The 15,875-nt window shown below is 41.5% G+C and carries 12 protein-coding genes and 1 pseudogene; 10 read left to right on the top strand and 3 right to left on the bottom strand.

Translation table 11 applies throughout. The features are described from left to right. Nucleotides 1-16 precede the first annotated feature (16 nt). The 8 genes from M1E06_RS11135 (at nt 17) to M1E06_RS11170 (ending at nt 9,793) form a co-directional block, all read left to right on the top strand. Nucleotides 17-2,425 carry a glycoside hydrolase family 31 protein gene (locus M1E06_RS11135; protein WP_080131406.1) on the top strand — a complete coding sequence of 803 codons (2,409 nt, stop codon included), beginning with the start codon at nt 17-19 and terminating at the stop codon, nt 2,423-2,425. A 244-nt stretch (nt 2,426-2,669) separates the two neighbouring features. After that, a complete protein-coding gene (gene uxuA, locus M1E06_RS11140; RefSeq protein WP_035338683.1) occupies nt 2,670-3,740 on the top strand; it encodes a mannonate dehydratase in 1,071 nt (356 codons plus the stop codon). 16 nt (nt 3,741-3,756) lie between these two features. Then, a complete protein-coding gene (locus tag M1E06_RS11145; protein ID WP_373926113.1) occupies nt 3,757-4,629 on the top strand; it encodes an SDR family oxidoreductase in 873 nt (290 codons plus the stop codon). Nucleotides 4,630-4,926: 297 nt separating this feature from the next. Next, nucleotides 4,927-5,301, top strand: a complete 375-nt coding sequence (locus M1E06_RS11150; protein ID WP_035338680.1) for a GntR family transcriptional regulator — start codon at nt 4,927-4,929, stop codon at nt 5,299-5,301. Between the two features lie 2 nt (nt 5,302-5,303). Continuing rightward, nucleotides 5,304-6,182 carry an ABC transporter ATP-binding protein gene (locus tag M1E06_RS11155; RefSeq protein WP_035338678.1) on the top strand — a complete coding sequence of 293 codons (879 nt, stop codon included), beginning with the start codon at nt 5,304-5,306 and terminating at the stop codon, nt 6,180-6,182. After that, nucleotides 6,166-6,822, top strand: a complete 657-nt coding sequence (locus M1E06_RS11160) for an ABC-2 transporter permease (protein ID WP_023857535.1) — start codon at nt 6,166-6,168, stop codon at nt 6,820-6,822. Before M1E06_RS11155 ends, M1E06_RS11160 begins: the two co-directional genes overlap by 17 nt. Before the next feature lie 272 nt (nt 6,823-7,094). Beyond that, a complete protein-coding gene (locus tag M1E06_RS11165; RefSeq protein ID WP_080131405.1) occupies nt 7,095-9,038 on the top strand; it encodes a BglG family transcription antiterminator in 1,944 nt (647 codons plus the stop codon). A 416-nt stretch (nt 9,039-9,454) separates the two neighbouring features. After that, nucleotides 9,455-9,793, top strand: coding sequence for a hypothetical protein (locus M1E06_RS11170; protein ID WP_224146076.1), 339 nt, complete (start codon nt 9,455-9,457; stop codon nt 9,791-9,793). A gap of 574 nt (nt 9,794-10,367) precedes the next feature. Here M1E06_RS11170 and M1E06_RS11175 read toward each other — a convergent pair. Both M1E06_RS11175 and M1E06_RS11180 read right to left on the bottom strand, forming a co-directional pair. Next, on the bottom strand, nt 10,368-10,682 hold the full coding sequence (locus tag M1E06_RS11175; RefSeq protein WP_075213313.1) for a YfzA family protein: 315 nt from the start codon (nt 10,680-10,682) through the stop codon (nt 10,368-10,370). Nucleotides 10,683-10,876: 194 nt separating this feature from the next. Next, nucleotides 10,877-10,969 (bottom strand): annotated as a pseudogene (locus M1E06_RS11180) (hypothetical protein); the annotation flags it as partial. 253 nt (nt 10,970-11,222) lie between these two features. On the opposite strand from M1E06_RS11180, the gene M1E06_RS11185 reads away from it, so the two are divergent. Both M1E06_RS11185 and manA read left to right on the top strand, forming a co-directional pair. Continuing rightward, a complete protein-coding gene (locus M1E06_RS11185) occupies nt 11,223-13,166 on the top strand; it encodes a PTS fructose transporter subunit IIABC (protein ID WP_023857540.1) in 1,944 nt (647 codons plus the stop codon). Between the two features lie 18 nt (nt 13,167-13,184). Further along, nucleotides 13,185-14,141, top strand: coding sequence for a mannose-6-phosphate isomerase, class I (manA, locus tag M1E06_RS11190; protein WP_065643169.1), 957 nt, complete (start codon nt 13,185-13,187; stop codon nt 14,139-14,141). A gap of 47 nt (nt 14,142-14,188) precedes the next feature. Here manA and M1E06_RS11195 read toward each other — a convergent pair whose 3' ends face one another. Beyond that, nucleotides 14,189-15,619: an IS1182 family transposase gene (locus tag M1E06_RS11195; RefSeq protein ID WP_035338155.1), complete on the bottom strand. Its 1,431-nt coding sequence runs from the start codon at nt 15,617-15,619 to the stop codon at nt 14,189-14,191. Nucleotides 15,620-15,875 lie beyond the last annotated feature (256 nt).

Below are 15,875 nucleotides of genomic sequence, written 5' to 3' on the forward strand. Positions count from 1 at the left end.
AGGAGGCGTCTATTTAATGTCAATTAAAGAAACCTACATGTTTACATTTATGAAAGAAGAGAAAAATGTGCTACATTTTCATTTAAATGACGGTCATGCACATGCGAAAATATTCATTCTTGAAGAAGATATAATTCGGATTTTACTGACGGAGGGAGAAGCGTTAACGCTTGAAAAAACGTGGAGTGTCGCGCCTGGACAGATCGATGTGCCATGGGAGGGACGCCATCGTTTAGACATGAGCGGATTTACATTGCCTCAATACGAATTCCAGCAAGTCAAAGATGTTTTTATCGTGAAAACCGGTAAGGTCAAGCTTCATGTTCAATTGAACGGCTTTAGAATCAGCTGGTTTTATCACAATGGTTCTGAATGGATCAATGTTGCAAACGATCGGCAAACACAAGGGTATAATTTTGAAGGGGCTTTTGGAAAGGACGTATACCATTATTTACAACGCGATGTCCAGGAACAATATTTTGGATTTGGCGAGAAAACGGGAAACGTCGATAAACACGGGAAACGCTACCGGATGTTAAATATCGATGCGATGGGGTACGACGCAGAGTGGTCAGATCCGCTATACAAACATATCCCATTCTATATTACACGTCATAAGAAAACAGGCATCTCCTATGGAATGTTCTATGATAATCTATCAGCTTCCATTTTTGATATGGGTTCAGAGCTTGATAACTATCATGGACTGTACCGCTATTATCAGGCTGAAAAGGGGGATTTAGACTACTACTTCATAGCCGGTCCGAAAATAAAAGATGTAGTCGAAACATTCTCTTGGCTGACAGGCAAAACGATCTTGCCGCCAAAATGGAGCCTGGGCTATTCAGGCTCTACGATGAGCTATACCGATGCGCCAAATGCACAGGAACAATTAAAAAACTTCGTTCGTCTTTGTGAAGAACATGATATGTTATGCGATTCGTTTCAATTATCGTCAGGATACACATCTATCGGTGATAAACGTTATGTCTTTAACTGGGATGAGAGCAAAATCCCTGCTCCAAAAGAGATGGTGCAACACTTCCATGAGAAGGACGTCCGTTTATGCGCCAACATTAAACCGTGTTTGCTAAAGGATCATCCGTACTTTGATGAACTACAAGAAAAAGACATGTTCATTGTAAACAGAGAAACACAAAAACCGGAAATGGCCCAATTTTGGGATGATATCGGAGCTTATTTAGACTTCACGAAGCGCCAAACGTTCGACTGGTGGAAGGCTCAAATAACAGAAAAGCTGTTGGAATACGGAATTGATTCAACTTGGAACGATAATAACGAATTTGAAATATGGAGTCAAAACGCCAAGTGTCACGGCTTCGGCAAAGAAGTGGAGTTTGAACTGATCCGCGCGCTTCATCCGCTTTTGATGATGAAAGCGTCTTTCGAAGCTCAGCTAGAATACAACCCGGAATTACGCCCGTACCTGATCTCAAGATCCGGATGTCCCGGCATGCACCGTTATGCACAAACTTGGACCGGTGACAACCGAACAAGCTGGAAAACATTAAAATTTAACATTAAAACAGGCATCGGTCTAAGTTTATCAGGCATTTACAATTTCGGCCATGATGTCGGCGGATTTTCAGGACCGGCCCCTGAACCGGAGCTATTCGTAAGATGGATTCAAAACGGCATCTTGCATCCGAGATTTACCATTCATTCGTGGAACGATGACGGGACAGTTAATGAACCATGGATGTTTCCTGAAACAATCGATGAAATCCGTGAACTCATTAAGTTTAGACATAAGATCATCCCTTACATTTACACCGCGCTATATGATGCGCACGAACATTATCAGCCGATCATTCGACCGACATTTTATGATTTTGAACATGATGAGAAAACATTTGAAGAGAACGATGAATTTATACTTGGTGAATCTTTGCTGGTTGCATCTGTCGTCGAAAAAGGAATGACGGAGCGGGAGGTATATTTACCGAACCATGAAAAAGGCTGGTATGATTTCCATACGGGAACATGGTATGAAGGAGGGAAGACAGTCGTTCTGCCGGCACCATTACATTATACTCCGCTATTAGCGAAAGCGGGAGCGATCGTTCCGGTAAATGGTGCAAAAGTGACATTCCAAACAAAGAACCAAGATGAAAGAGGATTTTTGTTATTCCCATTCAAAGGAAAAGGAAAATCGACTTATCGTTTGTATGAAGATGATGGGTTAACAAATGAATATACTCGTACATTTGCCTTTATACATGTCGATATGGAGACAACAGAAGACGGGATCAATCTTTCAATACAAAAGGAAGGAACATACGAGTTATCGTATGATCAACTCACTTTTCACGTACCAAATGGAGAAAAGAGAAAACTGATCGTAAATGGCACAGAGCTGGAAAGCAAGAACGGAGCGTTTTCTTACAGTTTGCCGTATGATTAAAAGATTAAGGCCACATGATGATGATGTTTCCATTAATCGAGCAAGAATCTTTGTCCGCGGTTACATCCCGGCCAGCTGAATTTTGTCATCTAGCACGACACATGAATCATGATCATGAAAATTTATGTAAGCGGATACTAATCGGCAAATTCTTTTAAAAAAAACCGCTCCAATATATTGTTTTTGTCATGCGAAATGATGATATCGATTGTTAAATAATAAGAGTGAAGAGGATGGGAGAACCATGCAAATGACGTTTCGATGGTACGGAGACAGCGACCCGGTCACATTAGAGTATATTCGCCAAATTCCCGGCGTTACTGGAATTGTTTCGGCCATTTATGATATTCCTGTAGGGGAAGCATGGCCTTATGAGAAAATTGTAGAGTTAAAAGAAAAAATTGAAAATCATGGTCTATCGTTAAGTGTCATTGAAAGTGTACCTGTCCATGAAGATATTAAATTAGGTCTTCCGACAAGAGATCAATATATTGAAAACTATAAAACGACGATACGCAACTTGGCAAAAGCGGGAGTTAAAATCGTTTGTTACAATTTCATGCCTGTATTTGACTGGACTCGTTCTTCTTTAGACTATGCACTAGAAGACGGTTCTACAGCATTAATTTATGAAGAAGAAAAAGTTAGACAAATGAATCCATTACATGGTGAACTAAAACTTCCCGGTTGGGACACAAGCTATGAAGATGGACAGCTAAAGAATCTTTTTCAACAATATCAGCACATTACGGAAGAGGATTTATGGGAAAATCTTTCGTATTTTATTAAAGCGGTTATACCGGCGGCAGAAAATGAACAAGTCAAAATGGCGATTCACCCGGATGATCCGCCATGGCCTATCTTTGGACTGCCTCGAATCATAACGAACAAAGAGAATTTGGAGCGATTGATTAATCTCTATGACAGCTCCTTTAACGGTTTGTGTTTATGCAGCGGGTCACTGGGTGTGAATTCAACAAATGATATTCCGGAATTGATTCGTTATTTCGGAAAAAAAGGAAAAGTCAACTTTGTGCACCTGAGAAACATTAAGATCATTGGAGAAAAGTCATTTCAAGAATCCTCCCACCGTTCAGAAGACGGTTCTTTAGATATGTATGAAATCGTAAGAGCATTAAGAGATATAGATTTTGCCGGACCAGCCAGACCGGATCATGGAAGAATGATTTGGGGAGAGGCCGGTAAACCGGGTTATGGTTTATATGACCGTGCGCTGGGTGCAGTGTATTTAAATGGAATGTGGGAAACATTGACGAAAGAAAAGAAGCGGATAGCCTTTGAATGCAATAAATGAACAAGCACTAACTAAAATGCAGAGACGAGGGATGAATGTGCAGATTCCTTTTCATGTCAACTTGAAAGATAAGGTGGCTGTAGTGACAGGTGGAGGCGGCATTTTATGCAGCTGTTTCGCTAAAGCAATAGCTCAATGCGGTGCAAAAGTAGCAGTAGTCAGCCGAAGAGCTGAATCGGCAGACAGAGTAGCGAAAGAGATCCAAGAAAACGGAGGCGAAGCACTTGCCGTTACAGCAAACGTCCTTGATAAACAAAGCCTTGAACAAGCGAAACAACTCATTAACAGAACATTCGGCAGATGCAATATCCTAATTAACGGTGCAGGCGGCAACCATCCAAAGGGAACAACAGATAAAGAATATTTTTATAAAAAGGACTTGAATACTAAAGAATTGACTACGTTTTTTGATTTAGAAATAGAGGGTGTAAGGTCTGTATTTGATGTAAACTTTCTTGGCACACTGTTAACCACTCAAGTATTTGCAAAAGACATGGCTGATCACGACGGAAATGTGATCGTTAACATCTCATCCATGAACGCCTATACGCCGCTGACGAAAATTCCCGCCTACAGCGGTGCAAAAGCGGCCGTCAGTAACTTTACCCAATGGCTTGCTGTGCATATGTCAAAAGTCGGAATTCGTGTCAATGCCATTGCCCCAGGCTTTTTTCTTACCGCCCAAAATAGGAGCCTATTGCTCAATGAAGACGGAACATATACGGAGCGAGCACAAAAAATTATCAACCAGACGCCGTTGGATAGATTTGGGGTTCCGGAAGATCTAATCGGAACGTTATTATGGTTGGTAAGCGATAAAGCCTCGCGATTTGTCACTGGAACCATCATACCGGTCGATGGAGGATTCTCCGCCTATTCTGGAGTATAACTAAGAGAGGATTTGCTTCAAAAAGCTGATTTTCAACACTGAAAAAATCCCAATTTCTCTGTGCCACATTGAGAAATTGGGATTTATTAATTCAATTTTTCCTTTTTACAGGCAAGAAGATAAACAATTGTATGATCTGCTTCCTTATTTCATCAATATTACCGAATCACTACCGCCGTGCAGGAAGCAGGAGGTTTTCCGCTGCTAATATGTATTGTTTTGTTATTGTTTGACAAAGGTGTTATATCTGTTTATATTGTATATATACAGTTATAACGAATAGAGGGATGTCATGCATTGAATATCATCATTTCAAATTCATCGGATGAACCGATTTATTTGCAGATCGTCAACCAATTAAAAGATCAAATCGTCAAGGGAGAACTCTCGGAGTCAGAGGCGCTCCCATCGATCAGAAACCTGGCCAAAGAGCTTAAAATCAGCGTAATTACAACAAAAAGAGCCTATGACGAACTGGAGAGAGAAGGGTTTATCGTCACAGTCGCGGGAAAGGGCTCGTATGTCGCAGCGATCAACAAAGACGTGCTTCGAGAAACAAAAGTCAAATTGATCGAAGAACACATAGCAGAAGCCGTCACTGAAGCGAAACAAATCGGCTTTACATACGAGGAACTTCAAAAGATGCTCAAACTGGTTTATGAGGAGTGGTAAAAATGACCAGCATACTGGAATTAAAAAATGTATCAAAACATTATCAAGATTTCTCTTTAAAAAACATCAACTTCTCGCTTGAAAAAGGATATATTATGGGCTTTATCGGCCCGAACGGAGCCGGAAAAAGCACGACCATCAAGCTGATCATGAACCTGATCAAAAAAGACGAAGGAGACATCAGCATTTTCGGTCTCGACAATGAAAAGCACAATATCGAAATCAAGCAGAGGATCGGCTTTGTATACGATGAAAATCATTTTTACGAAGAACTGACACCGAACGAAATGAAAGGAATCATCAGACCGTTTTACAAAAAGTGGGATGAGGCTGTTTTTCAGCGGTACGCAAAAGACTTCCAGCTCCCTTTAAACAGGCAGATCAAAAACTTGTCAAAAGGAATGAAGATGAAATTCTCACTGGCGGTCGCGCTTTCCCATCATGCCGAATTATTGATCATGGATGAACCGACATCAGGACTCGATCCTCTTGTCAGATCGGAGCTCCTCGACGTGCTGCAAACATTGCTGCAGGATGAAAACAAGTCGATTTTCTTTTCGACGCATATTACCTCTGATTTAGAAAAAGTAGCGGACTATATCACTTTCATTCATAACGGCCGGCTCGTGCTGAGCAAAACAAAGGATGAGCTGTTGGAGGAGTACTGCATTGTAAAAGGAGACCTCGATACGCTGCATAAAGGAAACGAAGACGCCTTAATCGGCATTAAGAAAAACAGCTATGGCTTCGAAGCGCTCTCCAAAGATAAGCGGGGAGTCGTTCAGCATTTCGGGGATTCGGTCATGATCGAAAAACCGACTTTGGAGGATATTTTGGTATTTTCAACCGGCAGGAGTGATCAACATGTATCATCTTATTAAAAAGGATATTTTAATGCAGAAAAGAGCAATGAAACTATCGCTGTTATTGATGATATTTTTTACTTTTACATTGTCACAGCTTGAGCTCGTCGGATATACAGTGGCGGTTTTGGCTGTCACATATCAGCTGGCATTAGGCGCAAGCTCCTTAGAAGACAAAAACAACAGTGATAAAATCCTGATCAGCTTGCCCATTAAAAGAAACATCATCGTCTTATCAAAATATGTATCGGTTTATGTCTATGCGGCTTATGCCATTCTCTTCTATTCTTTGATCAATGCAATCGGACATATGCTGCACTTGCCGCTTGATTTCCCATTGACACTTTCAGGCGTCATGGGTGCTGTTGTGGCTGTCACATTATTTAGCTCGATCTCATTTCCTCTGATTTTTAAGTATGGCTATTTGAAGTCCAAAATGGCCAATATCATCATATTTTTCGTCATTATATTTGGAGGGACGGCCTTTTTTAAATTTATAAATGCGGGGGAAAACCTTGCACTAAGCCAAAAATTAACGGCTTTTCTGAGTGAAATGTCAAATGCGGGCACATTCATCCTTTTAGTTGGCGTACTGCTCGTGATGATTTCTGTTTCATATGCGATATCGCTCAGCTTTTATAATAAAAGAGAATTTTAGTTTAAGGATCAGCGGGAGGAGCTTTCGCTGATCCTTTTTTCGTTGCTTAGAACCGTACGGCTGTTTTACTTTCCTCCCACTATCATCTATTATAAAAAATTCCTATAAAAGAAAAATTTCCGTGTTGATAAAAGCATTTTTTCCGGAAGTTTCGGTAAAAAACGAAACTTTTGACCCTTTTATTTCACTGTATAATGTAAACGGTTACGTTTGTAGTATACTTATACTATCATTTCTTTTTAGGGAAGGATAGAAAAACAGGTGAGAGAGATATGAATACAAGGCAAAAAGACATTCTGAATCTGTTGTTATCTGAACCTGAAGACTATTTAGTCGTACAAGATTTCGCAGACAGGGTAAAGTGTTCTGAAAAAACGATCAGAAATGATCTAAAAACGATTGAAGATTATCTCAATCAGCACTCTGATGCTCAATTGATTCGCAAACCGGGACTGGGCGTTTATTTGAATATTGAAGATCATGAAAGGGTCCGTTTAAGCCGGCAGTTATATACCGAACATCACGCCGCACAGCAGCAATCCGATGAAGAAAGGATGCTGCAAATCGCTTATCAGTTATTAATGAATCCAAAGCCGGTTTCTGCAAAAGAAATGGCTGCCGAGCACTTCTTGAATAAGTCTTCCATTAAAAGGGATTTGAATCAAATCGAAGTTTGGCTCCAGCGGTTTGGCCTCACTCTTGTGTCCAAGCAGCGCCTCGGTTTAAAGATCGAAGGAAGTGAAAAAAATAAGAGAAAAGCGCTGGCGCGCATCTCGGAGTTGATTGATAACCCGGAGTTTACAAGCCGATTTATTAAAAGCCAATTTTTAAGCCATGAAGTGGAATTTGTTAAAAGCGAAATCAGATCATTGCAAAAGCGACATTCTTTATATTTCACTGATGAAACGTTCGAAAATTTACTGTTGCATACACTGCTGATGATTCGCCGCATCAAAATGAAACAGCCGATTACCATTTCTCCGGAAGAAATAGATGCAGTCAAAAAGAAAAAAGAATTTCAGTGGACGTTTGCTTGTTTAAAACGGCTGGAAGCTGTTTTTGCGATCCGCTTTCCTGAAGAAGAGGCCGTCTATTTAACATTGCATATATTAGGCGGCAAAGTTCGTTATCCATTTGGGAAAGAAGGGGAGAACGGACTGGAAAACCCTTTGCTTCCAAAGGTTGTCGAATATTTAATCCGGCGTGTCTCAGAGTTGAAAATGATGGATTTCCGCGAGGACCGGGTTTTGATTAACGGATTGAAAATTCACCTTAATACCGTTTTAAACCGGCTGAGCTATGACCTTTCCGTATCAAATCCGATGCTCAACGATATCAAAAAAATGTACCCATATCTGTTTCATATTGTCATTGATGTTCTTGAAGACATCAACCAAACGTTTTCACTTTCAATTCCCGAGGAAGAAGCCGCCTATCTGACATTGCATTTCCAAGCGGCGATCGAGCGCTTCAGCTATGGAAAAGACAAGCATAAAAAAGCGATCATTGTCTGTCATATGGGCATCGGGATGTCACAACTGCTGCGGACAAAAATTGAACGGATATTCTACCAAATTGCCGTGATGGACTGCATCGCAAAAGCTGATTTGGCGGACTATACTGCACGACATGAAGATATCGATCTTGTCATATCAACGGTCAGCCTGGAGGATTTATCAATTCCCCATATCGTTGTATCTCCGCTGCTCGAGTCGGCCGATGAGAAAAAGCTCAGCGCTTTTATGGATCAGCTCGGTGAATCGTCCCGGCAAATACAAAAAACGTTTAAAGTGCTGAATGACACGACTCCTTTCCTCGTCTTCCTGCAGCAAGAATCAGAACACCGCTACAAGCTGATTGAACAGCTGGCGATGGCTTTATACGAGAAAGGCTATGTAGAAAAAGAATATGCTGTACAGGCAGTCATGAGAGAAAAAATGTCGGCGACAAACATCGGAGCGGGCATCGCCATTCCTCACGCGAACGCCAAATTGATTAAACAATCAGCCATTGCGATCGCCACATTAAAAGAGCCGCTTGACTGGGGCTCTGAAAAAGTATCGCTCGTCTTTATGCTGGCTGTCAAACACGAGGATCAAAACATGACAAAACAATTGTTTCAAGAGCTGTCCAGCTTAAGCGAGCAGCCTGCTTTCATCCAAAAGCTGACGAAAGAAACAAATGTCATGACGTTTTTATCTTATTTGGATTATTAAAGGCGGGGCGCTGCCTTGACCTTCATTAAAATTCAAGAAAATATCGATATGCATTTGATAAATGACAACAGAATGGGATAGGTGAACAGTGACCAGTTCTGCTTATCCTATTCTTTTTTGTATTGCTGAACTGAGCAAGAATCCAGATGAATACACTGGGTAATTTATCCAATCGAGAGCAAACTGCTCTTTTTTAGTTCGTAATAACTGTTTCTCGTAAATCAGAAGGGGCTCGTTTAACCCACCAACCTCAATGATCTGTTTAACATCCATCTCTTCTGATATAATTTAACAATACAGCAAACAATTGGAGACTTTCAATCCAACGGGAGTCGTTCGCTCATCTGCTTAAATATAAACCTTCTTTGGATATACCTAAATATTTTTTAATAGAATTAAGAAGGGCATGATATTTTATGAGAATTCTTTTGGTTTTTTTAGGTGGTGCTCTGTTTGGAATAATAATGAGTACTATTAGAGAAAATTTTTCGTCTGCTGTGACAACAACTGTTTTAGTGGTTCTTATGACTGCTTGTTTGATTTTTGACCTGGTTAAACATAAAAAGAGCCAAGAGAAGGGTGATAAAGAATATGAGTTTGTATGGTGGATTACAACACTCCTCATGCTTCTAGTGATGACTTTTAATACTTTCTTTTTAAAAATTGACCCTAAGTATAATATCATCGTTGTATTGATTTACATTTTGTTCATGGTGATTGTTAAGAGTAGATGGAAGAAAACTAAGACAGATTAAGCAGGTGGACGGCCTGCTTTTTTTGTTCCATCCTGGCAGAATCATTTCCGGTTTCTGCAATGATTTTTCACCCCCTTCAATTTCAAAATAAAAGAGACATCCATTAGGATGCCATTTCTTTCTCCGATTTCATCTGTTCAAGTAGCTCCTATATTGTGCTGCTCGTGATCGATGATCACTTCCATTTTTAATAACGAATATAAACACGAAGAAAATAAAGCCTGGATACAGATCAATTGAAATTTTTCATCATCTGTATAAAAATTGAAAACTTGAGTACGCATAAAACACAGTTGCCGCTATAAAACAGGGAACTGTCTTCGAATTGTCAAAAGACTCCTCGATTTCTTTCATCCTTGCGATACCAAGTATTATTGTATGTAAATCAAGCCGTCTAAGTCGAGGTATTTTATTAAAAGTCAAGATATTTATTGGAACCCTTAATAATATGGGTTTCTTATTTAATGTCAGACATTATAGATACCTCTTTATTGAAGTATCGCACCCAGTAGTCTAAGCAAAACCCCTCTCAAATTTATTCATTTTAATCAACCATATTTATTTTTAATCACGGTTATTTAGAGCTATTACTATAGTGTCTAGGCGAAAATACGTTTTTTAATGCACTTATTATTCCTGGCACAAGAAAGAAGACGCCAAAAAAGACAGTAAGTAAATTTAATTGTGGTGTTTCATAAAAAGTAAACCATTCTTTAAAAATTGACGATTCCGTAATTCTCCCAAATAGTGTTCCATCAATCTCTCTATAATTAGGTATCCATCCTGTTGTTTCAAATGTAATAAAAATTATCTGTGACAATAAAAATACACCAATTTGAGAAACCCAATATTTTTTAAAAAATGGAACCCTTTTTTGCTTTTCAGCCAACGAATATTCCTCCCCGCATTAGATGCCATTTTTATATTGATATACGGAAAATTAAAGAATAAGTTTCAAAATTTAATCCTCTCGACATGATAGGAGGAAATACCTTCTTTTTTACATTTCACTAAAAAGCAAAACCCCTCAAGAAAGGGATCTTGGTTTTTGAATAAAAGAGTGATTTTACATAAATATTTGATTCGAAGATCATAGTTTTTCATTGTAGTGGAAACATCTTCGTGTTCAGCAAGGGATTTGCTGACAAGTTCAACCTTGATTTTCTTGATTTCGAGATATCCTTCATTAAAAAGGAATGTCCTCACTTTACACCTCTTCGAAAAATTTCAGTCCCCAATTGTTGCAATACGGCACATTTTCACAATCAGTCCCAAGTGTTACAAGTCGCCCCTTATTGCAGTCCGGTTTTTTTAAAAAAGCCGGTTTTTCCGGAACATGCGGTAAAAAACAACGCTTTTACACGCACGTTTTTATTATAAAGTAATGACAAGAGCTGCTCACTACTTTAGTTTCAGAAGGAGGATTCGCATGAAACTGTTAGCGATTACATCATGTCCAAACGGAATTGCCCACACGTATATGGCTGCGGAAAATTTGCAAAAAGCGGCCGATCGAATGGGCGTTCAAATGAAAGTCGAAACACAAGGCGGCATCGGGGTGGAAAATGAGCTGACCGAGCAGGAAATCCGCGAGGCAGACGCGATTATCATAGCCGCAGACCGCTCGGTCAACAAAGACCGTTTTATCGGGAAAAAACTTCTGGCTGTCGGTGTTCAGGAAGGCATCCGAAAACCGGAAGAATTAATACAAAAAGCGATCAGCGGCGATATACCTGTCTATCGGCCGGCTGCGAAAACGGAAGCCTCAGCTCAAACTGAGAAAAAACAAAATCCGATTTACCGGCATTTAATGAACGGTGTATCGTTTATGGTTCCTTTCATCGTCGTCGGCGGATTATTGATTGCGGTCGCACTGACGCTTGGAGGTGAAAAAACGCCGAAAGGGTTAGTGATTCCTGATGAATCTTTTTGGAAAACGATTGAGCAAATCGGGGCTGCCTCATTCTCATTCATGATCCCGATTTTAGCCGGTTATATTGCCTACAGCATCGCCGATAAACCGGGGCTTGTGCCAGGGATGATCGGCGGATACATCGCAGCGACAGGAAGCTTTTACGGCAGCGGAAGCGGTGCGGGGTTCCTCGGCGGCATTATCGCGGGCTTTTTAGCCGGATATGCGGCGCTGGCCATCAAAAAATTAAAAGTGCCAAAAGCCATTCAGCCGATCATGCCGATCATCATCATACCGGTGGTTTCCTCGCTTATTGTCGGCTTGGCATTCGTATTGCTGATCGGCGCGCCTGTCGCGCAAATCTTTGAATCTTTGACGGTTTGGCTGGCTGGTATGCAGGGCTCAAGTTCGATTCTTTTGGCATTAATTTTAGGGGCGATGATTTCGTTTGATATGGGCGGCCCCGTCAATAAAGTGGCATTCCTGTTTGGTTCGGCCATGATCGGTGAAGGAAACTATGAAATTATGGGTCCGATCGCCGTCGCCATTTGTATTCCTCCGATCGGGCTTGGCATCGCAACGTTTTTAGGAAAAAGAAAATTTCAGGCGCAAGAAAGAGAAATGGGAAAAGCAGCATTTACAATGGGGTTATTCGGTATTACTGAAGGTGCTATACCGTTTGCTGCACAGGACCCGCTTCGCGTCATACCAAGTATTATGGCGGGTTCAATGACTGGTTCTGTGATCGCCATGATCGGTAATGTAGGGGACAGAGTCGCCCACGGCGGACCGATTGTAGCAGTGCTTGGCGCTGTCGATCATGTGTTGATGTTCTTCATCGCCGTTATTGCCGGATCCCTGGTCACCGCTCTTTTGGTCAATGTACTCAAAAAAGAGGTCGCAGCCGCTCCTGCAGGGGCAAGTGAGACTGCTGCAGTTCATGACATTCCGCAGCCGAACATCGAAATAAAAGCGGAAAGCAAAAAATCCGAAATACCGGAAATTAAAAAGCTCACAGACATCATTGATACAGATTTGATCGAACCTCATTTATCAGGGGATACGAGAGACGACATTATCGATGAAATGATTCAAAAATTGTCCCGTAAAGGTGCACTGCATTCGGAAAGCGAATTTAAACAAGCGATCATGAACCGCGAATTAGAGGGGACAACGGCAATCGGCATGAACATCGCGATCCCGCACGGGAAGTCTGACGCCGTCAAGAAGCCGAGTGTAGCATTCGGCATCAAACGTTCGGGCGTCGACTGGAAGAGTCTTGACGGAACTGACGCCAAACTGATCTTTATGATCGCCGTCCCGAAAGAAAGCGGGGGAAACGAGCATCTGAAGCTTCTGCAAATGCTCTCCCGAAAACTGATGGATGACACCTACAGGGACAAGCTTCTCTCTGCTCAAACAAAAGTAGAAGCATACAAACTTCTGGATGAAATCATCTAAAAAAGGAGGATGCCCGTCATGACTGAACCATTATTTTTCGAGCCTGTTTTTAAAGAAAGAATTTGGGGCGGCACAGCTTTAGCCTCTTTCGGCTACGAGATTCCATCCGAACAAACGGGGGAGTGCTGGGCTTTCGCCGCCCATCAAAATGGGCAAAGCGTCGTGAAAAACGGCATGTATAAAGGGCTCACACTCAGCGAATTATGGAATGAACATCGCCATTTATTCGGACATATAAAGGGAGACCGCTTTCCTCTTCTGACAAAAATTTTGGACGCCGACCAAGACTTATCCGTACAAGTGCATCCAAACGATGAATATGCAAAACTGCACGAAGACGGGGAGCTTGGAAAAACGGAATGCTGGTATATCATTGATTGTAAAGAAGATGCGGAGATCATTTACGGCCACCATGCCAAAACGCGGGAAGAACTGGTCTCAATGATCGAACACGGGAAATGGAACGAGCTCTTGCGCCGCGTCAAAGTGAAGCCGGGAGATTTCTTCTATGTGCCGAGCGGAACCGTCCATGCGATCGGAAAAGGTATTTTGATTTTGGAGACGCAGCAGAATTCAGACACAACCTACAGACTATATGATTATGACAGAAAAGATGCTGAAGGAAACCTGCGCGAGCTCCATTTGCAAAAAAGCATAGAAGTGATCGACGTCCCGTCTTCGCCTGGCCGCGAAGACGTTCGATATGAAACATCGGGTAATGTCAAGACTGCCGCACTGATTGAGTGTCCTTATTTCTCAGTAGCAAAATGGGATGTAAAAGGATCAGCCTGTTTCAAACAGGATAAACCGTTTCTTCTTGTCAGCGTCATAGAAGGGGAAGGGCAGATCAATGCGTCTTGCGGCAACGACTTTTCTTTTAAAAAAGGAGATCACATGCTGCTGCCTGCGGGCTTTGGAGAATTTACAATCGCCGGCCGTGCAGAATGTATCGTCTCAAGCCTGTCAAATGAATAAGCCATCAACGGTCACTTTCTAAACAGACCATCAAAACGATGGTCTGTTCAGACTGTTGACAAAATAGGTCGGATTTTTATAATCCGACCTATTTTTGTCCAATTTATTCTGTTTTTTCGATGAGAATGCTGGCGAATTGGACTTTTCCAAGTCCAATTCGCCAGCTTTTTGAGATTCATGGCAGCGAAAACAAGCATCGCCTGCATGGACAATTTTTTCTTTCCCCGCAGGGTTGTCCAGCGCAGGCCATGCTTGTGTTTTAAATCCGCAAAAACTCGTTCGATCGTTTCTTTGCGTTTGGCGTAGATTCGCCTATTCTCATCCGTGTGGCGAAGATGGTCGGCTTCATCCAAATGATCCTGCCAGAGATGCCTGTGAATCATCTTTCGATGATTTCGACTTTCCGTACATTGCTTCAGAAAAGAACAGTGTTCACATCGGTTTGGATCTGATGCATAAATCCGATAGCCTTCACGGTTGGTTGTGCGATATGTCAGAACGTGATCGTCAGGGCAAATATAAGCATCGTAATATTCATCGTATACATATTCATGTTTTCTCATGAACCCTTTTTTAGTTTGTGGTCGAGTGTAAGGCATGACGGGACGGACATTTTGATCACTTAGAAACTTTGCGATAAACGGCGTTTTATATCCGGCATCAACTGCGACTGTATGAGGCTTAGCGACGTGCTCTTTCACCTGTTGAAACAGGGTCGTGAACACTTGGCTGTCATGAATATTGGCAGGCTCAACAACCGCCCCCAGCACAAATCCATTCCGGTCACAAGCTGTATGAAAACCATAAGCAAAAAGACGTTCCCGTTCACCTTTTACAAAATAACCGCTCTCAGGATCTGTCGTACTTTCTTTTATTTCCCGTTCTTCTGAGCATTGCCTGGGCTTTAAGGGCTTTTTGCCGTTGGCTTCGCGATCGGCATTAATTTCTCGATCTAATTGTTCCTGATAAGCTCTTGTTTCTTTTCTCACAATCTTCTTCACAAACTTTTTCTTATTCGCATTGGCTTTGACATGGGTTCCATCGATAAAGGCGACCGACGGGTCGACAAGACCGAGATCCATGGCCTGACGCAAGATTTTATAGAAGATTGTTTCAAATAGGTCCGTATCATGAAAACGGCGCTCATAGTTTTTACTGAAGGTTGAAAAATGAGGGATTTTTTCAGAAAATCCATATCCAATAAACCAGCGATAAGCGACATCGGTTTCGATCCGTTTAATGGTTTCGCGCATCGAGCGGTGGCCAAACACGTACTGAATCAGAACCATTTTGATCAATACAACGGGATCAATGCTTGGGCGCCCTTTTGAAGAATAAAGGGGAGCAACTTTTTCATAAATAAAAGAAAAGTCCATGGCTTCTTCTATTTTCCTGACCAGATGGTCTTCCGGGACAAGTTCACTTAAGGCAAAGACTTCAAGCTGTTCGCGCTGATCTTTAGAGTGCTTAGACAACATGGCAAAACCTCCAAAAACTAGATTTCACTCACATTTTAACAAAAAAAGCTTGTCGATCAAGCCACTTTTTGTGGCTTTGTCGACAAGCTGAACAGACCATCAAAACGATGGTCTGTTTTATTTTTTCAAAAAAAGCATGCCGGCTTGCCAAAACGCGTTCGCCACAAGGCGGACAATGCATATTCCCAAGCTTTCACAAGTAAAATAGAGTAAACCAAAAAAACATTTGGAAATCTTCCAATTATTTGATAAGCTG

This window comes from Bacillus sp. AK124, from assembly GCF_053903085.1.